We start from the raw sequence: 22,112 nt of genomic DNA, 5'->3' as shown, positions 1-22,112 counted from the left end.
CGGTGTCCTTCTCCGGCGTCCTCGGCTTCTTCTCGGTCCGTCCGCTCAACCCCGTCGGCGACGACGGCCGCATGGCCCTGGGCGACCACCTCCGCGAGTTCCGCGGGCGGCTGGTGCGCTGCGTCACCGTGCTGGTGGTGCTGTTCGCGGTCTCGCTCTTCTTCTACGAGGCGCTGCTCGACGTCGTCCTGGCGCCCTACAACGACGCCCGGGAGGCGCTCGGTGAGTCCACCGAGACCCAGGCCTACGTCAAGGGCGCGACCGGCCCGCTGCTGCTCCAGCTGAAGCTGTGCGGCGTCGCGGCCCTGGTCGTCGCCAGCCCGTTCTGGCTCTACCAGCTCTGGGCGTTCATCATGCCCGGGCTGCACGACAGCGAGAAGAAGTGGACCCGGCTGTTCGCGGCCATCGCGGGTCCGCTCTTCTTCGTCGGGGTCGCCACCGGCTACTACGTGCTGCCCAAGGGCCTTGAGGTCCTGATCGGCTTCACCCCCGACGGCCTGGAGAACCTCGTCGAGTTCGGCGAGTACTTCAGCTTCCTGACCCGCATGCTGCTGGTCTTCGGCATCTCGTTCGAGATCCCGCTCTTCGTGATCATGCTCAACCTGGCGGGGGTCGTCACCGGCAAGCAGCTCGGCCGCTACCGTGCCTGGATCATCCTCGGGACCTTCATCTTCGCGGCCGTGGCGACGCCGTCGACGGACCCGTTCTCGATGATCATGCTGGCCCTGCCGATGCTGGTGCTCTTCCTCGTCGCCGAGGTCATCGCCCGCTGGGTCGACCGGGCTCGCGGCAAGCGCCGACCCGCCACCGGCACGGACCGCTGGGACGACGACGCGGTGTCCGACCTGTGACGGCATGAGGCCCGCCCCGCCAGCGATCGACCCGGCCGACCCGTTCGACCTGCCCGAGGTGCTGGGCACCGCTGTCGTCACGTGGTCCGCCGACGACGGGCTCGACGGTCACCTGGTCCGCGGCCACCTGCAGCCGGACGGCGGCGACCCCGTCGCGTGCGACCTGCTCGCCGTCGACCAGGCCTACCCGGCCGCGGTCGCCGACGACGCCACCCGGTTGCGCACCCACCAGGCCTGGCAGCACGGCCAGGTCGGTCTCGCCACCTGCGGCGGGCGACTGACCATCCTGGTGCCGGGCCGGACCTTCACGGCCGAGACGGTGCTCGAGTCGGTGCGGCGCCTCGCCAAGGCGCTGGGCGCGTCCCCCTCGCGGTACGCCGTGCGGTTGCGCGTCGGACCCTGAGACCGACCACGCACCACCCGGTCGCCGGGCGGGTGCCGAGGGGCTCACACGCCAGGTCCTAGGCTCGGCACGTGTCGTCGTCGCGCGAGATCGCGCTCCTCACGAACCCCGCCGCCGGCAAGGGTGCCGGGCTGCGGGTGCGCGACGGCGTGCTGCCCCGGTTGCGGTCGGCCGGGTGGACGGTGCGCTCCCTCGTCGGCCGCGACGCCGACGAGGCGCTCGACCTCGCGCGCGCCTCGGTGGCCGACGGCGTCGAGGCGGTCGTGATCGTCGGTGGCGACGGGATGGTCAACCTCGGCGTCCAGGCGACCGCGACGACGTCCACCGCACTCGGCATCGTCCCGGCCGGCACCGGCAACGACGTCGCGCGCTGCGTCGGGCTGACCCGCAAGGACCCGATGGCGGCCGCCGACCGCATCGTGCGGGCCCTCGCGACGGGGGAGCGGCGGCGGATCGACCTGGCCCGCACCGGCGGGCGCTACTACGCCACCGTGATGGCGGCCGGGTTCGACGCCGTGGTCAACGAGCGGGCCAACACGATGACCTGGCCCCGCGGCCAGATGCGCTACAACCTGGCCACCCTGGCCGAGCTGCGGACGTTCACCCCGCTGCCCTACGTCCTCGACCTCGACGGCACCGAGGTCCGTCTCGACGCGATGCTGGTCGCGATCGGCAACGGTCCGTCGTTCGGTGGCGGCCTGCGGATCGCCGAGGGCGCGCTGCTCGACGACGGCCTGCTCGACGTCGTCGTCATCAAGCCGATGTCGCGCCTCGGGCTCGTGCGCACCTACCCGAAGCTCTTCCGGGGCACCCACACCACCCACCCGCAGTACGAGCGGTTCCGCGCCCGCCGCGTCACCGTCGCCGCACCCGGCATCGTCGGGTACGCCGACGGGGAGCGCTTCGGCCCCCTGCCGCTGACCATCGAGTGCGTCCCCGACGCCCTAGGAGTGCTTGCCTGATGCCCCCGCACGACACGAGCGACAGCAGCGACACCGGCCAGACCCCCGCCGAGCGGTACGCGTCGTACCGCAAGCAGGCGCGGCACCCCGTCGTCCGCGACTTCGCCGCCCACTACGACTTCCCGCTCGACGACTTCCAGGAGCGGGCCTGCATCGAGATCGAGGAGGGCCGGGGGGTCCTCGTCGCGGCCCCGACCGGCTCGGGCAAGACGATCGTCGGCGAGTTCGCGATCCACCTCGCGATGGCGACCGGCCGCAAGGCGTTCTACACGACGCCGATCAAGGCCCTCTCCAACCAGAAGTACCACGACCTCGTCGACCGCTACGGCCCCGAGAACGTCGGCCTGCTCACCGGCGACAACGTCGTCAACGGCGAGGCGCCGATCGTGGTGATGACCACCGAGGTGCTGCGCAACATGCTCTACGCCGGCTCGCGCACGCTGATCGGCCTCGGCTTCGTCGTGATGGACGAGGTGCACTACCTCGCCGACCGCTCCCGCGGTGCGGTGTGGGAGGAGGTGATCATCCACCTGCCCGACTCGGTGACGCTGGTGTCGCTGTCGGCGACGGTCTCCAACGCCGAGGAGTTCGGCGAGTGGCTGGCGACCGTGCGCGGCGAGACGACCACGATCGTCGAGGAACGTCGCCCGGTCCCGCTCTACCAGCACGTGATGGTCGGACGACGGCTGCTCGACCTCTTCGCCTCCTCCGACGTCGACGCGGCCGCCGGCTTCGTCAAGGAGGGCGCCCCGGTCAACGACGAGCTGATGAAGATCGCCCGCGACGACTGGGCGTCGTCCCGGCTGAAGGACCGCCGCACGCCCAAGGGGCAGCGCCACCACCGCGGCGGGTCCGGGAGCGGCGGCCCGAAGCAGGTCGGCAACGGGCGCCGGGTCTGGATCCCGAGCCGGTACGACGTCGTCGACCGGCTCGAGAAGGAGGGCCTGCTCCCGGCCATCTACTTCATCTTCAGCCGGGTCGGCTGCGACGCGGCGGTCAGCCAGTGCCTCAGCGCCGGACTGCGGCTGACGACGCCGGAGGAGCGTGACGAGATCGTCGCCCACGTCGACTCGGCGTGCCGCGACCTCCCGCCCGAGGACCTCCACGTCCTCGGCTACCACGACTTCCTCGACGGGCTCTCGCGCGGCGTGGCCGCCCACCACGCCGGGATGCTGCCGGCGTTCAAGCAGGTCGTGGAGGACCTCTACCTGCGCGGGCTGTGCAAGGTCGTCTTCGCCACCGAGACGCTGGCGCTCGGCATCAACATGCCCGCCCGCACCGTCGTCATCGAGAAGCTGTCGAAGTGGAACGGCGAGATGCACGCCGACATGACGCCGGGGGAGTACACCCAGCTCACCGGGCGCGCCGGACGCCGCGGGCTGGACGTCGAGGGCCACGGGGTCGTGCTGTGGCAGCCCGGCATGAACCCGCGCGAGGTCGCGGGCCTGGCCTCGACGCGCACGTACCCGTTGCGGTCGTCGTTCCGGCCGTCGTACAACATGGCGGTCAACCTGGTGCACCAGTTCGGCCGGGAGCGCTCCCGCGAGCTGCTCGAGCAGTCCTTCGCGCAGTTCCAGGCCGACAAGGCCGTGGTCGGGCTGGCCCGCCAGCTCGCGAAGGGCGAGGACGCGCTCGCCGGCTACGCCGAGGCCGCGACCTGCCACCTCGGCGACTTCATGGAGTACGCCGGGCTGCGGCACCGCATCGGCGAGCTCGAGAAGACCGCCAGCCGCAGCAACCGCAACGACCGTCGCGCCGAGACGATCGAGTCGCTGCGCCTGCTCAAGGTCGGTGACGTGATCCAGGTGCCGGTCGGCAAGTTCGCCGGGTACGCCGTCGTCGTCGACCCCGGCTGGTCGCCCGACAACCCGCGGCCCTCCGTCGTGACCGCCGACCGCCAGGCACGGCGGCTCGCGCTGATCGACTTCCCGACCCCGGTCGCGGCGGTCAACCGGGTCAAGGTCCCGAAGAACTTCAACGGCCGCAACCCCCAGATGCGCCGCGACCTCGCCTCGGCGCTGCGCGACCGGACGCACGGGCTGGTGCCGCCGCCGCCCGGCGCCGGTGGCGCGACGTCGTCCGGGCCGTCGCGGCGGTCCCGCCCGCCGGAGGTCGAGCAGGAGATCACCGACCTGCGCGGCCGGCTCAAGGCCCACCCGTGCCACGGCTGCGCCGAGCGCGAGGACCACGCCCGGTGGGCCGAGCGGTGGTTCAAGCTCGACCGCGACTCCGCCACCCTGCGGCGGCGCATCGAGCAGCGGACCAACACGGTCGCGCGACAGTTCGACCGCGTCTGCGAGGTGCTGACCGCCCTGGAGTACCTCGACGGCGACGAGGTCACCGACCGCGGCCGGCACCTGATGCGGCTGTACGGCGAGATGGACCTGGTCGCCGCCGAGGCGGTCCGGCTCGGGGTCTGGGACTCGCTGACGCCGTCCGGGCTCGCCTCGGCGCTCTCGGCGCTCGTCTTCGAGACCCGTCGCGCCGACGACGGCGGCGCGCCGCGGGTGCCCGGGGGAGCCATCGGGACCGCCCTCGACGAGACGCAGCGACTGTGGGTCGGCCTCGACGCGCTGGAGCGCGAGCACAAGCTCGACTTCCTGCGTCCCCCGGACGTCGGCTTCGCCTGGCTGTCCTACCGCTGGGCCGAGGGCGACGACCTGGACGACCTGCTCGGCTCCTCCGACCTGTCCGCCGGCGACTTCGTCCGCTGGACCAAGCAGCTGCTCGACCTCGCGGGTCAGGTCGCCGACGCCGCCGGCAGCTCGACGCTGCGCACCAACGCGCGCGAGCTGACGCGGCTGGTCAAGCGGGGCGTCGTCGCGTACTCCGGCCTCGCCGACTGACCTACGGGTGCGGCACCTCGGAGGCGACCGTCCCGCCGCCGGTGGTGACGCGCGGTCGGCTCAGCGCGGCGACGCGACGCCGGTGATCGGCCAGGCCTCGCCGACGGAGTCCTCGTCGCGGATCGAGGCGGCGACGACCTCGGCGAGGTCGGCGCGCGAGACCGGCCCCGGGACGACGTCGAGGCCGAGGTCGACCTCGCCGGACGCCGGCAGGTCGGTCAGCGCGGAGGGCCGGAACGCCGTCCAGGCGAGCCCGCTGCGGGCAGCGACCGCGACCTGCTCGTCGCCGTCCCAGACGCGCGGCACCACGACGAGGCGCTGGACGCCGGCGCGGAGCGCACCCTCGACGACGTGCGCGGGCGAGGGGGTCGCGACGTGCACGACGGCGGCGCAGCCGCGCAAGGCCGAGGCGACCGCGCCCGCACCCTGCTCCTCCACGTCGAGCATCCGCACCTCGGCACCGAGCCGCTCGAGCGGCGCACGGTGCGCCTCGTTGCGCACGATCGCGACCGGCGGGGTCGGCTCACGGCGGGCCAGCGCCTCGACGACGCGCCGACCGAGCCTGCCGTGGGCCCCGACGACGGCGACCCGCGGGCTGCCGGGCCAGCGGTCGGTGGACGCCCTCGTGCTCCACGGCACCGTCGCGCCGGTCAGCACGGCCAGGCCGGGGCGGTGGCGGCGCAGCCAGGCGAGCACCTCCTGGTGCTCGACGGCGCCCTTCTCGCCGAGAAGCGTCGCGCGGACCTGCCGCGGCGTCAGCCCGAGCCACTCGGCCAGGATCGCCGACGTCGGCGACTCGAACCGGGCCTGGTCGAGCAGGTCGTCGTCGACCAGGGCGAAGCGGAGGCAGTCGACGGCCATGTCGGCGCCCAGCCGCTTGCTCGCGGCCAGGTCGAACGACGTGTGGGTGACCGAGGCGATCCAGGGCCACGGCAGCGTCGTCCAGGCGATGGCGTCGGACAGGTCCGGGATGCCGGCGCCCTCGTGCAGGTGCACGCCGTCGGCGTCGAGCCGGAGCGCGACCACCGGGTGGGCGGCCGCGCGCAGGGCTCGGACGCCGCGCAGCCCGGCCGTCGTCCCGAGCACGCCGACGACACCGACCACCAGGGCGCTCATCACCTGCGGGCCGTCGAGGTCCCGGGCGAGGAGGGCACCGAAGCAGCCGACGGCGAGGAACACCATGAACGCGGTGAACGCGATCGCCATGCCGGTGAGCCAGCGCAGGCCGGTCCCGGGGGCCGGGGCGACCTCGAGCGGTTCCACGGGCGACTCAGCCGCCGAGGACGCCGAGCAGGCGCGTCGTCGGCGACTCGAGGCCCCACTGCTCGGCGAGCGCGAGCAGGCGGTCGGGGTCGGCCGGGGTCGAGGGCAGCGCGAGCCCGCTGCGGTCGAGGTCGATGTCGCGGGCGACGGCGACGACCGTCGGGGCGACCTCGAGGTAGTCGGCGGCGGCCTTGATCTTGCCGCGCGGACCGGGGCCCATCCCGGAGTCGGGGTCGAGGGCGGCGGCGATGATGCCGGCCATGTCGCCGTGCCGCTGCAGCAGGGTGGCGGCGGTCTTCTCCCCGACGCCGGGGACGCCGGGGAGGCCGTCGGAGGCGTCGCCGCGCATGGTGGCGAAGTCGGCGTACTGATGGGCGTCGATGGCGTACTTCTCGCGGACCCACGCGTTGTCGACCTTCTCGTGCCGCCCGACGCCCTTGCCGATGTAGAGGACGCGGACCTCGGCGGCGTCGTCGACCAGCTGGAAGAGGTCGCGGTCGCCGGTGACGATGTCGACCGGCTGCCCGGCGCCGGTGGCGAGGGTGCCGATGACGTCGTCGGCCTCGTAGCCGGGGGCGCCGATGACGGTGATGCCGAAGGCTTCGAGCACCTCGCGCAGGATCGGGACCTGGAGCTCCAGCGGGTCGGGCACCTCCTCGACGTCGGGCGCGGACGCGACCTCCTCGACCACGCGGTGCGCCTTGTAGGACGGGATCAGGTCGACGCGCCACTGCGGGCGCCAGTCGTCGTCCCAGCAGCAGACCAGGTGGGTCGGGCGGTACTGGTCGACGAGCCGGCTGATGTAGTCGAGCATCCCGCGGACGGCGTTGACGTTGGTGCCGTCGGGGGCGGCGTACTCCGGCATCCCGAAGAACGCACGGAAGTACATCGACGCGGAGTCGAGCAGCAGGAGACGGCCGGGATCGGTCGGGCTGTTCACCCCGCGCATCCTGCCACGGGTCGGGGCGGGGCCGGGCCGACCGGATCGCCGACCCGGCCACCCGTCGGAGGATCGCCACGCACGGTGTCTCTTGCCACTAGCCTGGCGCCCGTGACCACCGAGCTCGAGTCCACCGACCGTCGGATCCTCGAGCTGCTCGCCGACGACGGCCGGATGTCGTTCACCGACCTCGGCAAGGCGACCGGGCTCTCGACGTCCGCGGTGCACCAGCGCGTCAAGCGGCTCGAGCAGCGCGGCCTGATCCTCGGCTACGGCGCCACCGTCAACCACGACGGGATCGGGCTGCCACTCACGGCGTTCATCTCGATCCGCCCGATCGACCCCTCGCAGCCCGACGACTCCCCGGAGCGGCTGCGCGGCATCGCCGAGATCGAGTCCTGCTGGTCGGTCGCCGGCGAGGAGTCCTACATCCTGAAGATCCGCGTCCCGACGCCCGCTGCCCTCGAGAACCTGCTGGCCCGGGTCCGCGCCGCCGCGAACGTCTCGACCCGCACGACGATCGTGCTGTCGACGCCGTACGAGAACCGGCCTGTCGTCGGCGCCTGAGCTGACTCGCCCGGGATTTCCCCGGTCGACCGGGGAAATCTGAACTGGGAGGCCGGGATCCCGGTCGACAAGTTCAGGGAAGGGCCGCCCAGACCCGAGGAAGGCCGATGCCGGTTCCTCGGCGTCAGGCGACCGCAACCGAGCGGAACTGCGCCCGGATGCGGTTCGCGGTCTCGACCGGCCGGTCGAGGTCGGCCCAGACCACGCGCACGCACCGCCAGCCGGTGAGGCGGCAGATGGCCTCCTCCCGCCGTTGTTCGCGGACGATGACGTCCTTCGCCGTCTCGTCGTCGGCGAGGAGCTTGCCGTACTTGATCTTGCCGTCGAACTCCGCGAACACGCCGAGCTCCGGCCACGCGAGGTCGACCCGGTGGAGCACCCGGCCGTGCGCGTCCTTGATCTCGAAGTTCACCTGCGGTGCCGGCAGGTGCTGGGCCCAGCAGAGGTAGCGGAGCCGGGTCTCGCCGACCGACTCGGAGCGGCCGTCGACGAGCCGGAGGACCAGGTCCGTACGCAGGGTGTCGGGCCAGTGGTTCATCAGCTCGAACCGGCCGGCGAGCCGCTCGACGTCCGTGAGGCCGCGGTGGAGGAGGTCGTCGATCACCACCATCGCCCCCTCGATCCCGACCAGCGTGGTGATCTCGAGCGCGGCCCGGGTCGGGCTCGTCACGAACACGCCGTCGTGGCAGACCGTGTCGCCCTCGATGAGGCGCCCCCGATGCTGTACGACGCCGGCCTGACGCCGGCCGGTCCTGCCGTCGCGACGGGTCAGGTGGGCCTCGGTGAGGTCGAAACCTCGGAGCGGCGCGGCCCACTCGTTGATGGCGCTGGTGTGGCTGAGCATCACCTTCGTCTGGGACTGGCGGTACGCCGCGCGCGACAGCAGGCCGTAGCGCTCGGCATCGGTCATGCCGCGCCAGCGCTCACCCGACGTGTAGGCGCCGTGGCGGACCCGCTTCCACACCTTCTCCTTGACCAGGCTGCTGATGGCGTGGTCGTGGTAACCGAGCTCCTCGGCCTCGCGGCGCAGGAAAACGCCGTGCCTGTCGCAGATCTGCAGGAGGACCGGATCCATGGAGCCAGGGTGACCCAGCCGGGCGCCTGCGCGCACGGGCGATTGCCTGGACTGTGGAGAACCGTCTGAGCCGGCTGCCGCCCGACGTGGGAACCGCCCGGAGCGGAGACGGACTGGGCGGCCCAAGTCTGAACTGGGAGGCCGGGATGTCGCCCCCCAAGTTCAGATTTCCCCGGTCGACCGGGGAAATCCCGGCCAGGGCCCCACCGAGCCCAGCCGGGCTCAGTACGCCTGCAGCGCGGCCGTGCGACGCGAGGCCTCGGCGATCTCGGCGGCCTTGAGCGCGGAGGTGTCGAGGTCGCCGTGGGTGGCCCACCAGGCCTGGCCCTCGGCGGGGAGGGTGTGGATCGGGTCGTAGTACTCGTAGGTGCGGTCGAGTGCGTCGGACTGCTCCATCTCGATGGACGTGCGATAGTTCTTCGTCCAGTGGGAGATGCCGCGGACCTCGTCGTAGGACGCGAGCTGGTGCACCCAGCGCTTGCCGACGAACGGGACGTCGCACACGATGCGCGGCGTCGCGAAGCCCGGCAGGTAGCCCATGATGTGGTGCTGCAGCCGCTGGGCGTCACCGACCGAGACCCGCCAGTGCTCCGAGTACGGGATCATGTCGCACATGTAGAAGTAGTAGGGCATGATCTGCGCGCCGTCGAGCAGCCGGAAGCACAGGTCGAGCAGGGCGTGCGGGTCGGCGTTGACGCCGTTGAGGAGCACGCCCTGGTTGCGGACGTCGCGGACGCCGGCGTCCAGCATCGCGCGGGACGCCTCGGCGACGATCGGCGTGATCGAGTTCGCGTGGTTGGCGTGGGTGTGGATCGCGATCGAGACGCCCCGCGAGCGGGCGATGGCGGCCACACGGGCGACGCCCTCGCGCACCTCGGGCTGCAGCCAGTGCTGCGGCAGACCGATGAGCGCCTTCGTGGCGAGCCGGATGTCGCGGATGTTGTCGACCTCGAGCACGCGGGTGAGGAAGTCCTCGAGCCGCGGCCACGGCATGTTGGCGACGTCGCCGCCGGACACGACGACGTCGCGCACCGACGGGGTCCGGCGCAGGTAGTCGATCATGGAGTCGATCCGAGCGGTCGGCTTCGCCACGAACTTCAGCTTGTCGACCATGGGCGTCGAGTTGCCGACGAGGTCCATCCGGGTGCAGTGCCCGCAGTACTGCGGGCAGGTCGGCAGCAGCTCGGCGAGCACCTTGGTGGGGTAGCGGTGGGTGAGGCCCTCGGCGACCCACATGTCGTGCTCGTGCAGCGAGTCGCGGGTCGCGTGCGGGTGCGAGGACCAGTCGGTGCGACGGTCGCTGAACACCGGGATCATGTAGTGCCGCACCGGGTCGGCGTAGAACGCGTCGGTGAGCGAGCCGGGGCCGCCGACCGGGGCGTGCGGCGCCATCGTGTTCATCATCTGCGGCGGCACCAGCATCGACATCGTGGCCCGCTCGGCCTGGTCGCGCTCGAGGTCGGCGTAGAACCGCTCGTCGACGAGGTCGCCCAGCAGCTCGCGCAGCTGCCTCACGTTCTTGACGCAGTGCGACCGCTGCCACTGCACCGAGGCCCAGTCCTCGGCGGTGACGTCCTTCCAGCCCGGGAACCGGGTCCAGTCGGGCTCGACGAGCTCGACGGCGCGGTAGGGGTAGGGCTGGCCGTCCTCGAGGCCAGAGAGGCTGAGCGAGGTCTCGACGGTCATGGCATCTCCTGCGGATCGGCTGCGGTACGGGTGCGGGCGCGTCGGTTGTGGCGCGCACCACGCTCGGCTCTAGACTACGTGGAGATCATCCTGCCTGCACATCAACATGCCGGACGATTTCCCGTAGCACCACGAACGCGACGAAGGACCCGCTGCTGTGACCCTCTCTGAGAGCGACCCGACCGGACTGCACCGCGTGCTGGACCGGCCCGCCGTCCTGGCCCAGGCCGCTCGCCGTCTCGACACCCGCCCGGAGCTCTGGGACGACGAGGTGCGGATCCGCGTCGAGCGGCTCAACCTCGACGCGGCGTCGTACCGCCAGCTCGAGCGCACCCACACGACCGACGGCCGGGTCGACGGTGACGCCGTCCGCGCCGAGGTGCTCGCGATCGTGGCCGAGCGCGGCAAGATGCAGAACCCCGAGACGGGCTCCGGCGGCATGCTGGTCGGCACCGTCGAGGAGGTCGGGCCGCGCTCGCCGCTCGGGCTCGCCGTCGGTGACCGCGTCGCCACCCTCGTCTCGCTCACCCTGACCCCGCTGGTCCTCGAGGACGGCCTCGCCGGCTGGGACGGCCTGGGGGAGCAGGTCCCCTGTGACGGGTACGCCGTCCTGTTCGGCCGGTCGATCGCCGCGGTCCTGCCCGACGACCTGCCGACCGCGCTGAGCCTGTCGGTGATGGACGTGTGCGGGGCGCCCGCGCTGACCGCCCGGGTGGTGGGGGAGTACGTCGCGGCGGGGGAGGGACCGGGAGGACCGGGCACCGGACGGGCGCCGGTCGTCGCCGTCGTCGGGGCCGCGGGCAAGTCCGGCTCGCTCAGCCTCGCCGCCGCACGCGCCGCGGGCGCGGGCCGCACGATCGGCGTCGTCCCGCACCAGGGTGAGGCCGACCTGCTGGCGCCCACGGGCCTGGCCGACGAGGTCGCGATCGCCGACGCCCGCGACCCCGTCGCGCTGCGCGACGCCGTCGAGAAGGCCGGCGGTCCGGCCGACGTGACCGTCGTGTGCGTCGACGTGCCCGGCTGCGAGGGCGGCGCCGTCCTGGCGACCGCCGACCGCGGCACCGTCATCTTCTTCTCGATGGCCACGTCGTTCTCGGCCGCGGCGCTCGGTGCCGAGGGGCTCGCCGCCGACGTCCGGATGCTCGTCGGCAACGGCTACGTGCCCGGCCACGCGGCGTACGCGCTCGAGCTGCTCCGCGGCCACGACGGCGTGCGCCGCCTCTTCGAGGGCCGCCTCCATGGCTGAGCGACTGGTCCTGCGCGGGTCCGCCGACGGCACCGACCTGGCGGTCGAGGACGGCGTCATCGCGGCGGTCGGCCCCGATCTCGACGGCTCCACCGTCGTCGAGCTCGACGGCGCGACGGTGCTCCCGGCGTTCGTCGACCACCACGTGCACACCGTGCGCACCGGCTTCGCCCTCACCGGCCTCGACCTGACGGGCAGCCCCACCCTGACCTCGGCGCTCGACGCGCTCGCCGCGCACGCCGTGGCCAGCCCCCAGGCGGGCGTGCTCGTCGGGCAGGGCTGGGACGAGACCGGCTGGGCAGAGAGCCGCCCGCCCACCGGCGACGAGCTCGAGCGCGCCGCCCCCGGTCGCCGGAGCTACCTCACCCGCGTCGACGGGCACTCCTCGGTGGTCTCGCCGGCACTGGCCGCGCTGGTCCCCGGCGTGGAGGACCTCGACGGCTGGACGCCCGACGGGCGCGTCGAACGCGACGCCCACCACGCCGTCCGCGCGGTGCTCGAGACCCTGATCACCGACGCCGACCGCCTCGACGCCGCGCGCGCCGCCTGCCGTGCCATGGCCGCCCACGGCATCGCCACGCTGCACGAGAACGCCGCACCCCACATCGGTCCCGAGACCGAGATCGCCCTGGTGCGCCGGGCCGCCGACGAGGTCGGGCTGCGCGCGGTCGTCTACTGGGGCGAGCTCATGGCCGTCGACACCGCCCGCCGCCTGGGCGTCGCGGGCCTGGCCGGTGACCTGATCGCCGACGGCGCCTTCGGCTCGCGCACCGCCGCGCTCACCTCGCCCTACGACGACGCACCCCACACCTGCGGCCACGGCTACCTCACCGCCGAGCAGGTCCGCGACCACGTCCTGGCCTGCGACGAGGCCGGGATCCAGGCCGGCTTCCACGTCATCGGCGACGCCGCCCTCGACGAGGTCGCCGCGGGCTTCGAGCTCGCCGACGCCGTGCGACCGGTGCGTCCCGGCCACCGCCTCGAGCACGTCGAGCTGCCCTCGGACCACGTGGTCGACGTGATGGCCCGCCTCCGCATCACCGCCAGCGTCCAGCCGGTCTTCGACGCCCTGTGGGGCGGACCCGACGGCATGTACGCCGCCCGCCTGGGCGGCCGCTGGGCCGAGAGCAACCCCTTCGCGCGCCTGCACGGGGCCGGCGTGCGGCTGGCGTTCGGGTCCGACTCCCCGGTCACCGCGCTCGGACCCTGGGCCGCGATCCGAGCCGCGGTGGAGCACCACCACCCCGACCACCGCGTGCCGTACGACGTGGCCCTCGCCGCCCACACCGGCGGCGCCACCCTCGCGGTCGGCGAGCCCGCCGACCTCGCGGTGTGGCACGACCTCGACGCCGAGCAGCCCACCCTCGTCCGCCTGCTCGTCGGCGGACGCACCCTCCACGAAGGCGCCGCCTGATGCCCACCCCCGCCCGCACCACCAAGCTCGACCTCGACCCGGCCACCGTCAAGCACGCGCGCAGCCTGGCCCGCAAGGCCGGCAGGCCGATCGTCACCATGGCCAAGAAGCACACCACGGTCGCGGTCGAGCGCGCGACGCTGCGTCTGGCCGGCCTCGGCGGCGCCGACGAGGAGGGCACGCCCTGGGTCAACCGGCTCATGGACACCGTGCGCGCCGACGTCGGCCTCGAGCACGGCGTCTCCCTCCCGGTCTGGGACGCGCTGCTGCGCGGCGAGGCCGACGACCTGACGGCGCTGGCGCAGAAGGCGGCCGCCGGCTCGGTGCGGTTCCGGCTGCCCGAGGGCAGGGACGCCGCCCGTGCGCGCACCGCGAGCCGGCGCCAGGTCGCGCGCGGCATCAAGACCGTCGACAAGCGGCGGATCGAGCGTGAGCGGCTCGTCAAGCGGCACGGCGACGCCCCGCGGCAGCCGTGGATCTACCTGATCGTCGCCACCGGCGACATCTACGAGGACATCCCGCAGGCCCAGCAGGCCGCGCGCGAGGGCGCCGACGTCATCGCCGTCATCCGCTCGACCGGCCAGAGCCTGCTCGACTTCGTGCCGGAGGGCGCGACCCGCGAGGGGTACGCCGGCACCTACGCCACGCAGGAGAACTTCCGCCTGATGCGTGCCGCCCTCGACCAGTCGTCGAAGGAGCTCGGTCGCTACGTCCGCCTCACCAACTACGCCAGCGGCCTCTGCATGCCGGAGATCGCGGCGCTCGCCGGCCTCGAGCGGCTCGACATGATGCTCAACGACTCGATGTACGGGATCCTCTTCCGCGACATCAACCCGGTGCGCACCTTCGTCGACCAGCGCTTCAGCCGCCAGGTCCACGCCCGTGCCGGCATCATCATCAACACCGGCGAGGACAACTACCTCACCACCGCCGACGCCGTCGAGGCCGCGCACACCGTCACCACCAGCCAGCTCCTCAACGAGTACTTCGCCAAGGAGGCCGGTCTCGAGGACTGGCAGCTCGGCCTCGGTCACGCCTTCGAGATCGACCCCGCCGTGCCCGACTCCTTCCGGATGGAGCTCGCCCACGCGCTGCTGGCCCGCGAGATCTTCCCGAAGGCGCCGCTGAAGTGGATGCCGCCGACGCGGCACATGACCGGCGACGTCTTCAAGGGCAACCTGCTCGACGGCTTCTTCAACCTCGCCGGGGCGCTCACCGGCCAGGGCATCCTGCTCGTGGGGATGATGACCGAGGCCGTGGTGACGCCGTGGATCTCCGACCGCGACATCGCCCTGCAGAACGTCCGCTACGTCATGGAGGCCGCCGGGCGCCTCCACGAGGACTTCCACCCGGCCCCGGGCGGCTTCATCGTCTCGCGCGCCAACCAGGTGCTCGCCGAGTCGATCGAGCTCCTCGACCGGATCGTCGACACCGAGCACGGGCGGGGCCTGCTCGACGCCATCGCCGACGGCACCTTCGGCCTGATGAAGCGACCGGCCGACGCCGGCCGAGGGCTCGACGGCGTCGCGGTGAAGTCAAGCACCTACTACAACCCCGCCACCGAGATCCTCGACGCCAAGGAGGCGCTGTGACCACCGAGTCGACCAGCCCGATCCGGCCCTACGGCGACACCACCGGCGACGGGATGGTGCAGCTGAGCTTCACGCTGCCGATGCCGCACTCCAAGGTGGCCGACGGCTCCGCCGTGCAGCTGGCCAACAAGATGGGCATGGACCCCGCCCTGGTGGTGCACAGCAAGCCCATGGGCCCCGACTTCACCTTCTTCGTCGTCTACGGACGCGTCAACCACCTCGTCGACCCCAGCCAGGTGACCGTCGTCGAGCGCGACTACCCGTTGCTGACGCCCAAGGAGGTCAACGCCGCCGTCAAGCGGTCCCTGCGGCGCCGGCTGACCGTCGTCGGTGCCTGCATCGGCACCGACGCCCACACCGTCGGCATCGACGCGATCCTCAACATCAAGGGCTTCGCGGGGGAGAAGGGCCTCGAGTACTACCGCGAGCTCAAGGTCGTGAACCTCGGCGCCCAGGTCTCGGTGCCCGAGCTCGTCGAGCGGGCCCGCACCGAGAAGGCGGACGCCGTCCTGGTCTCGCAGGTCGTGACCCAGCGCGACGCCCACCTGCTGAACACCCGCGAGATGTCGGCGGCGTTCCGCGAGTCCTACCCGTCGGACAAGCGGCCGCTGCTCATCGTCGGCGGTCCGCGCTTCGACGAGAAGATGGCCGCCGAGCTCGGGGTCGACCGGGTCTTCGGCCGCGGCACCACGCCCGGCGAGGTCGCCTCCTTCATCGCCCACAAGCTCGCCGCCGGAAAGGCCGCCTGATGACCGAGAACCCCGCCTCCACCGCCGCGCCGACCGTGGGGCCGACCGTCGGGCCGACTGGGGGCCCGACCGTCGGGACCCGCGTCGTGCACCGCCGCTACGTGCCCTACTCCCACGCCCACTACGCCGGCAACCTCGTCGACGGCGCCTACAGCCTGGGCCTGTTCGGCGACGTCGCCACCGAGATGTGCATCGTCACCGACGGCGACGAGGGGCTGTTCGCGTCGTACTCCGACGTCCAGTTCACCGCACCCGTCCGCGCCGGTGACGTCCTGGAGGTGACGGCCGAGCTGGTCCGCGCCGGCACCCGCTCGCGGGTCATGGACTTCGCGGTGCACGTCGTCGCCCGTGGCGCCTCGACCGACGACGCCCCCGGTGCCGCGACGCTGCTCGACCCACCGGTGCTGGCGACCTCGGCGACCGGCACCGTCGTCGTCCCGCCCCGGCCGGCGCGCGGATAGCGCAACGCTGCGGCGCGTCGTCGGAGACACGCCGTCCGGAAGAACAATTTCGGGGTCGAGTTTCGGACCAGGGGCACGGCGCTGACCTGCACGTTTCCGCGTTCTTGCAGGTCAGCGCCGTGTTGACAGGCCGGACACGATCGACGCAGTCTGGGCCGTCCGCTCATGTAGGTCGTGTGAGGCGGACCGGGGTCCGAGAGGCCTGGAACGTCCGGTGTCACAGCCAGCAGCGCGACGTCCCTGGCCCGCGGAGGCCGGTCCGCTCCACGAGAGCGACCCGGGAGGATCCTGCGTCCCTAGACAACGACCCCGCCACGGCAGCCCGTCGTGCGTGTGGACGGCCCGAAGGGCGCAGGGTCCTCCCGGAGCCCTGCATGGGCGATCTCGACGACGTGGCCGGTACCGTTCCACCCGTGCTGCGCCGGACCCTCGTCGCGTCGCTCGCCGGGGTCGCGCTGTCCTTCGCCTACGAACCGGTGGCCGTCGCCTACCTCATGCCGTTCTGCCTGGCGGCCTACGCCCTGACCACCCGCGGGGTGCGGGCCCGGGCCGGCTTCGTCGTCGGACTGGCGTTCGGGGTCGGGTTCTACTTCGTCCACATCTACTGGATGAGCCCCTCGATCGGCGCGCCCGCCTGGCTGGCCCTGGCCGGCATCGAGGCGCTCTTCTACGGGTTGCTGGGCGCGGTGGCGACCCTCCTGCACCGGTTGTCGTCCTGGCCCGCGTGGCTGGCCCTGGCGTGGGTGGCGATGGAGACGATCCGGTCCACCTGGCCCTTCAGCGGGATGCCGTGGGGCCGGCTGGGCTTCGGCGTCGTCGACACGCCGCTGGCTCCCGCCCTGGCCTACGTCGGCACCAACGGGGTCAGCCTGCTCGTCGCCTTCCTCGGGTTCCTGCTGGCCCGGCTGCTGCTCGCCGCCCGGGACCGTGAGCGCCGCGACGAGCGCCTGTTCGCCGCCGCGGCCCTCGTCGTGGTCACCGCCGTCGCGCTCGTCCCGGCGGTGGCGCCGTGGCGCCTCGCCGAGGTGGGGGAGACGACCGTGGCCGCCGTCCAGGGCAACGTGCCCGGTCGCGGGGACGACGTCCTCGCCGACGTCGAGGGCCTGACCCAGAACCACGTCGACGCGACCGTGGACCTCGCGGCCCGGGTCGCCGCCGGCGAGGCGCCACAGCCGGACTTCGTCGTGTGGCCGGAGAACTCCACGGCCCGCGACCCGTTCCGCGACACCTCGATCCGCGCCGGGATCGAGACCGCGGCGGCCACCATCGGGGTGCCGGTGCTGGTCGGCGCCATCGTCGACGACGGCGCGGACCACGTGCTCAACCAGGGCATCGTGTGGGACCCCGTCACCGGCGCGGGGGAGCGCTACACCAAGCGGCACCCGGTCGCCTACGGCGAGTACATCCCGCTGCGCGGCCTGCTCGCCCGGACCGGGATCACCGAGAAGGGCCAGCTGGCCCGGATCCCGCGCGACATGGTCAGCGGCCAGCGCTCCGAGCCGCTGGTCGTCGCCGGCGTGCCGCTGGCCGACGCGATCTGCTTCGACATCGCCTACGACGACGGTCTCGCCGTCCAGATCGAGAACGGCGCCGAGCTGCTCGCCGTCCAGACCAGCAACGCCAGCTTCATCTTCACCGACCAGATCGAGCAGCAGTTCGCGATCACCCGGGCCCGGGCGATCGAGACCGGCCGCTACGTCGTCGTCGCGGCCACGAACGGGGTCTCGGGCGTCATCGCACCCGACGGCAGCGTGGTGGACCGCACCGAGCGGCGTACCCAGGACGTCGTCGTGGAGACCGTGACGCTCTACCGCGGTGCGACGCCGGCGATCGCCGTCGGGGAGCTCCTGAGGCTGCTGTCGTACCTGACGACGATCGTCGGGGCCGGGTGGGGCCTCCTGGTCGGACGGCGGTCCCGCACGGGTGTCGATGCCGCGCCGGAGCGCGGCGTCGGGAAGGATTCCTGAGATGTCCACCCCGACCACGGTGATGGTGCTGCCGACCTACGACGAGGCCGAGAACCTCGCCTGGATCGTCGGACGCCTTCGCGCCGCCCAGCCCGAGGTCGACGTCCTCGTCGTCGACGACCAGTCGCCCGACGGCACCGGTGACATCGCGGACCGGCTGGCCGCCGACGACGACCGGGTGCACGTGCTGCACCGCACCGCCAAGGGCGGACTCGGGGCGGCGTACCTGCACGGCTTCGCGTGGGCGCTGGAACGCGGCTACGACGTCGTGGGCGAGATGGACGCCGACGGCTCCCACCAGCCCGAGCAGCTGCACCGCCTGGTCGCGGCCCTCGGCGACGCCGACCTGGTGATCGGGTCGCGCTGGGTGCCCGGCGGCAGCGTGGTCAACTGGCCGCTGCGCCGTGAGGTGCTCAGCCGCGGCGGGAACCTCTACGTGCGCCTGCTCCTGGGCATCGAGGTCAGGGACGCCACGGCCGGCTTCCGGCTCTACCGACGCACGACGCTCGAGGCGATCGAGCTCGACCGGGTCCGCTCGACCGGCTACGTCTTCCAGACCGACCTGGTCAGCCGGACCCTCCGCGCCGGCCTGACCGTGCGGGAGGTCCCCATCGAGTTCGTCGAGCGGGTGCGCGGCGACTCCAAGATGAGCGGCGCGGTGGCGGCGGAGTCGTTGCGACGGATCACCGCCTGGGGGCTGCGGGAGCGACGCGCCCAGGCCCGCCGGCTCTGGGGCCGCGTCCACCGCTGAGGCCCGTCCACCTCGCCGGGCCGCCCTCGGCCGGTCCGTAGACTGGCGCCATGGCCCGGCGTCGTCGTCTCTCGTGGTTCCTGCTGGTCGCCTTCGTGGTCGTCCCGATCGCCGAGATCTACGTGCTGATCCAGGTCGGCCAGGTCATCGGCGCGTGGTGGACCGTCGTGCTGCTCGTGGCCGACAGCATCCTCGGCAGCTGGCTGGTCAGGCGGGAGGGGGGCCGGGCGTGGCAGGCCCTGCGCACCGCGCTGGAGACCGGGAGGATGCCCGCCGCCGAGCTCGCCGACGGCGCCCTGCTCCTCGCCGGCGGCCTCCTGATGCTCAGCCCCGGTTTCGTCACCGACCTCCTCGGCATCCTGCTCATCCTGCCCCTCACCCGGCCGCTGTTCCGGCGGGTGCTCACCGGTGTCGTGGCCCGGCGACTCACGGTGGTGGGACCGCTGGGGCCGACGGGTGGCGCGCAGCGCGGTCCCGGACAGACGAATCGCCCCGGACCGGTGGTCCGAGGCGAGGTCGTCGAGGAGTAGCGGCGCGGGTGCCGCCGCGATCCGTCGAGGTCAGACGGTCGTGCGGCTGCGCTTCTTGGTCGGTCGGTGCAGGTGCGCCGGACCGATCTCGCCACCGCGGAGCAGGTCGAGCCGCTCCTTGAGGATGTCCTCGAGCTCCTTCTCCGAGCGCCGCTCGAGCAGCATGTCCCAGTGGGTGCGGACCGGCTTCTCGGCCTTCTCCACGCGCTCGATGCCGGACGTGCTCAGTCCTTCGGCGCCGCACCGGGGGCACTCCCAGACGGCCGGGACGTCGGCCTCGACCGACATCGTGATCTCGAAATCGTGCCCGTGGGTGCAGCGGTAGCCGACCTGCTGACGGGCGGCGAACTCGATGCCTCGCTCGTCCTCGAAGCTCTGTCCCCCGAGTCGTGCGCCACGCAAGGTTCGCTCTGCCATGGTGCACACCTCCCAACTGCGTGTAGTCCGCGTCGTCGTGTTGCGTCGGGCGGGTGCGCCCGTTGCTGGTCCAACCGTACCCAGCGGGCAAAGATTCCATTCCTGTTCGTGACGCGGGCCTCCCACAGCGGGCGCACAGCGGCGCTCAGTGCTCCAGCGGCGGTTCAGACGGTCGAGGGGACCGTGTTGCCCGCCTCCCGGATGCCGCGCTCCGGGTCGAGGCGCAGCAGGAAGAAGGCGCCGATCACGAAGAAGACGATCAGGGCGAGCAGGGCCGGCCGGTAGGAGTCGGTGAGCTGGAACATGATCGCGAAGACGAACGTGCCGAACCACGACGTCCCTCGCTCGCAGGCGTTGTAGAGGGCGAAGTACTCGCCCTCGCGGCCGCGGGGGATCAGCAGGCTGAAGAACGAGCGCGACAGTGCCTGGGTGCCGCCGAGGACCAGCCCGATGGCGACGGCGATCGCCATGAACAGCGGCACGTTCCCCTCCGGGAGGAAGAACGCCAGGACGACGATGACGACCCAGGCGTAGGTGCCGTAGAGGATCGGCTTGTAGCTGCCGTGCTTCTGCGCGAACCGCCCGAACAGCAGCGCGCCGCCGAAGGCGACGAACTGGATGAGCAGGATCGTGCCGATCAGCACGCTGTCGCCGAACCCGAGCTGCTTCGAGCCGTAGGTCGACGCGGCGTAGATGACGGTCTGGATGCCGTCGTTGAAGAAGAGGTAGGCCGCCAGGAAGGTCAGCGTCATCGGGTAGTTGCGCAGGTCCTTCAGCGTCCGCCACAGCTGACCGAAGCTGCGGTCGAACACGTTGCCCCTGATCTCCAGGCGCTCGACCGGCGGGCGGTCCTTGAGCCGCACGAACGGGATGATCGTGAACGTCGCCCACCAGATGACCGCCGACAGCAGCGACAGCCGGACGGCCATCCCGCTCGACAGCCCGATCGCGTCGTGGCCCAGGAACATGCCGAGGTTCACCGCGAGGAGCAGGCCGCCGCCGAGGTAGCCGAACGCCCAGCCGCGCGAGGAGACCCGGTCGCGCTCCTCCTCGGTGGAGATGTCGACCAGGATCGCGGAGTAGCTGATCACCGAGCAGCCGGCCAGGACGCTGGCCAGGACGATCGCGACCGCCCCGATCTGCCACTGGTCGTCCTTCATGAAGAACAGCAGCGAGCCACACGCGGCGCCGGCCCAGGCGAAGCCGGCCATGTGCCGCTTCTTGTGGGCCGACCGGTCGACCATCGCGCCGACGATCGGCAGCAGGAACGCGCTGAAGATCGTCGCGAAGCTGGTCAGGTAGAACGGGAGGGACCCCGCGGCGAGGTCGAGGCCGAGGACGCTGACGGTGTTGCCGCAGGTCGCAGCGTCGTCGAGGTCGTCGGGGCAGCCGGCCGCCTTGCCCGCGACCTCGATCATGTACGGCGCGAACATGACGCTGAGCACGGTCGTGTAGAACGCGCTGTTGGCCCAGTCGTACCAGTACCAGGCCTTCTGCTCCTGGGCGCGCTCCAGCGGCGCGAGGTCGGCGATACCGGTCATCGGGTCTCCCTCCAGTGGCCGCGCTCGGCGAGCACGTCCCTCAACACGTCCGTCCGGTCGGTGAACAGGCCGTCCACGCCCCGGTCGAGCAGCACGCGCATCTCGTCGGCCTCGTCGATCGTCCAGACGTGCACATGCTTGCCTGCGGCGTGCGCCGTGCGGACCAGACGCGCCGACGCGACCACGAGGCGTCCCCGGCGGTGCGGCACCTGCAGGGCGTCGAACGCCGCCCGCCGCCGGGGGCGGGCGAGGAACGTGACGACCTCGACCGGCGCCGCGGACGTCGCCACCCGGCCCTCGGTGAGGCGGCGGAACTCCCGCAGCCGGGCCGCGGAGAACGAGCCGACCAGGACGTCGTCCTCGATGCCGCGCGCCGCGACCAGGTCGGCGAGCGGCCGGACGGCGCCGTCGGACTTCAGGTCGACGTTGAACCGGGTGCCGGGCAGCTCGTCGAGCAGCGACGCCAGGGTCGGCACCTCGGCGTGGCCGCCGATCCGCGCGCGCCGCACCTCGGCGTACGTCAGCCCGCCGATCGGCCCCTGCTGGTCGGTGACGCGGTCGAGCACGTCGTCGTGGAAGGCCAGCAGGACGCCGTCGGCGGTGGCGTGGACGTCGGTCTCGAGGTAGCGGTAGCCGAGGTCGGCGGCGTGCCGGAAGGCCTCGAGGGTGTTCTCGAGTCCCTCGAGCTCGGGGTGGTAGGCGCCGCCGCGGTGCGCCATCGCCAGGACGGGCGCGGGCCCGTCGAGCACCTCGTCGAGGTAGGGCCGCCCGGTCCGCGGGGTCGGGGTCGTTCGTGGCACGGGGGTGAGTATGGCGGTCCGGGACGTCCGGCGAGCAGAGCACGCCTACTC

20 protein-coding genes are annotated in these 22,112 nt (G+C 72.6%); 13 read left to right on the top strand and 7 right to left on the bottom strand.

Translation table 11 applies throughout. The annotated features are described in order from the left end of the window. The first annotated feature begins 2 nt into the window (after positions 1–2). The 4 genes from tatC (at position 3) to E4623_RS08225 (ending at position 5,062) form a co-directional block, all read left to right on the top strand. Entirely contained in the window at positions 3–851 is an 849-nt protein-coding gene (gene tatC / locus E4623_RS08240; protein ID WP_134766023.1) for a twin-arginine translocase subunit TatC, read from the top strand. Between the two features lie 4 nt (positions 852–855). Further along, the gene (locus E4623_RS08235) at positions 856–1,254 is read left to right on the top strand and encodes a hypothetical protein (protein WP_134766022.1); all 399 of its coding nucleotides are present in this window, start codon (positions 856–858) and stop codon (positions 1,252–1,254) included. Positions 1,255–1,325: 71 nt separating this feature from the next. Beyond that, entirely contained in the window at positions 1,326–2,216 is an 891-nt protein-coding gene (locus E4623_RS08230) for a YegS/Rv2252/BmrU family lipid kinase (RefSeq protein WP_134766021.1), read from the top strand. After that, positions 2,216–5,062 (top strand): DEAD/DEAH box helicase, encoded by a 2,847-nt coding sequence (locus tag E4623_RS08225; protein ID WP_134766020.1) that lies wholly within the window; start codon positions 2,216–2,218, stop codon positions 5,060–5,062. Before E4623_RS08230 ends, E4623_RS08225 begins: the two co-directional genes overlap by 1 nt. 60 nt (positions 5,063–5,122) lie before the next feature. On the opposite strand, the gene E4623_RS08220 is transcribed toward E4623_RS08225, so the two are convergent. Together E4623_RS08220 and E4623_RS08215 are read right to left on the bottom strand one after the other, a co-directional pair. Beyond that, a complete protein-coding gene (locus E4623_RS08220) occupies positions 5,123–6,325 on the bottom strand; it encodes an NAD(P)H-binding protein (RefSeq protein WP_134766019.1) in 1,203 nt (400 codons plus the stop codon). 7 nt (positions 6,326–6,332) lie between these two features. Beyond that, the gene (locus E4623_RS08215; protein WP_245154970.1) at positions 6,333–7,265 is read right to left on the bottom strand and encodes a 5'-3' exonuclease; all 933 of its coding nucleotides are present in this window, start codon (positions 7,263–7,265) and stop codon (positions 6,333–6,335) included. Between the two features lie 111 nt (positions 7,266–7,376). Here E4623_RS08215 and E4623_RS08210 point away from each other — a divergent pair, with 111 nt between their 5' ends. Beyond that, positions 7,377–7,832: an Lrp/AsnC family transcriptional regulator gene (locus E4623_RS08210; protein ID WP_167736532.1), complete on the top strand. Its 456-nt coding sequence runs from the start codon at positions 7,377–7,379 to the stop codon at positions 7,830–7,832. 124 nt (positions 7,833–7,956) lie between these two features. Here E4623_RS08210 and E4623_RS08205 read toward each other — a convergent pair whose 3' ends face one another. Both E4623_RS08205 and E4623_RS08200 read right to left on the bottom strand, forming a co-directional pair. Then, entirely contained in the window at positions 7,957–8,907 is a 951-nt protein-coding gene (locus E4623_RS08205; RefSeq protein WP_134766018.1) for a type IV toxin-antitoxin system AbiEi family antitoxin domain-containing protein, read from the bottom strand. A 222-nt stretch (positions 8,908–9,129) separates the two neighbouring features. Continuing rightward, positions 9,130–10,593, bottom strand: coding sequence for a lysine 2,3-aminomutase (locus E4623_RS08200; RefSeq protein WP_134766017.1), 1,464 nt, complete (start codon positions 10,591–10,593; stop codon positions 9,130–9,132). A 157-nt stretch (positions 10,594–10,750) separates the two neighbouring features. Here E4623_RS08200 and E4623_RS08195 point away from each other — a divergent pair, with 157 nt between their 5' ends. From E4623_RS08195 to E4623_RS08160, 8 genes are all read left to right on the top strand, one after another. Then, positions 10,751–11,839, top strand: coding sequence for an L-erythro-3,5-diaminohexanoate dehydrogenase (locus tag E4623_RS08195; RefSeq protein ID WP_134766016.1), 1,089 nt, complete (start codon positions 10,751–10,753; stop codon positions 11,837–11,839). Further along, positions 11,832–13,253 (top strand): amidohydrolase family protein, encoded by a 1,422-nt coding sequence (locus E4623_RS08190; protein WP_134766015.1) that lies wholly within the window; start codon positions 11,832–11,834, stop codon positions 13,251–13,253. Before E4623_RS08195 ends, E4623_RS08190 begins: the two co-directional genes overlap by 8 nt. Beyond that, positions 13,253–14,845 (top strand): lysine 5,6-aminomutase subunit alpha, encoded by a 1,593-nt coding sequence (locus tag E4623_RS08185; protein ID WP_134766014.1) that lies wholly within the window; start codon positions 13,253–13,255, stop codon positions 14,843–14,845. Before E4623_RS08190 ends, E4623_RS08185 begins: the two co-directional genes overlap by 1 nt. Next, positions 14,842–15,594 (top strand): OAM dimerization domain-containing protein, encoded by a 753-nt coding sequence (locus E4623_RS08180; RefSeq protein WP_245154969.1) that lies wholly within the window; start codon positions 14,842–14,844, stop codon positions 15,592–15,594. Before E4623_RS08185 ends, E4623_RS08180 begins: the two co-directional genes overlap by 4 nt. Then, complete coding sequence (locus E4623_RS08175) at positions 15,594–16,055, top strand: hotdog domain-containing protein (RefSeq protein ID WP_134766013.1); 462 nt, start codon at positions 15,594–15,596, stop codon at positions 16,053–16,055. Before E4623_RS08180 ends, E4623_RS08175 begins: the two co-directional genes overlap by 1 nt. A 413-nt stretch (positions 16,056–16,468) precedes the next feature. Continuing rightward, a complete protein-coding gene (lnt, locus tag E4623_RS08170; protein ID WP_245154968.1) occupies positions 16,469–18,022 on the top strand; it encodes an apolipoprotein N-acyltransferase in 1,554 nt (517 codons plus the stop codon). 1 nt (position 18,023) lies between these two features. Beyond that, positions 18,024–18,773, top strand: coding sequence for a polyprenol monophosphomannose synthase (locus E4623_RS08165; protein ID WP_209020572.1), 750 nt, complete (start codon positions 18,024–18,026; stop codon positions 18,771–18,773). Positions 18,774–18,823: 50 nt separating this feature from the next. After that, a complete protein-coding gene (locus E4623_RS08160; RefSeq protein ID WP_134766011.1) occupies positions 18,824–19,303 on the top strand; it encodes an FxsA family protein in 480 nt (159 codons plus the stop codon). A gap of 30 nt (positions 19,304–19,333) precedes the next feature. Here the strand turns inward: E4623_RS08160 and E4623_RS08155 are convergent, their stop codons facing one another. From E4623_RS08155 to E4623_RS08145, 3 genes are all read right to left on the bottom strand, one after another. Further along, positions 19,334–19,720 carry an RNA polymerase-binding protein RbpA gene (locus E4623_RS08155; protein ID WP_134766010.1) on the bottom strand — a complete coding sequence of 129 codons (387 nt, stop codon included), beginning with the start codon at positions 19,718–19,720 and terminating at the stop codon, positions 19,334–19,336. Between the two features lie 164 nt (positions 19,721–19,884). Beyond that, on the bottom strand, positions 19,885–21,261 hold the full coding sequence (locus E4623_RS08150) for an MFS transporter (protein WP_134766009.1): 1,377 nt from the start codon (positions 21,259–21,261) through the stop codon (positions 19,885–19,887). Continuing rightward, positions 21,258–22,061, bottom strand: coding sequence for a glycerophosphodiester phosphodiesterase (locus tag E4623_RS08145; protein ID WP_134766008.1), 804 nt, complete (start codon positions 22,059–22,061; stop codon positions 21,258–21,260). Before E4623_RS08145 ends, E4623_RS08150 begins: the two co-directional genes overlap by 4 nt. Between the last annotated feature and the right edge of the window lie 51 nt (positions 22,062–22,112).

The sequence above is a fragment of the Nocardioides sp. 1609 genome, from assembly GCF_004522105.1.
Classification (GTDB): Bacteria; Actinomycetota; Actinomycetes; order Propionibacteriales; family Nocardioidaceae; genus Nocardioides.
The sequence above is the reverse complement of the archived record's forward strand: the minus strand, read 5'-3'. Positions and strand labels throughout refer to the sequence as shown.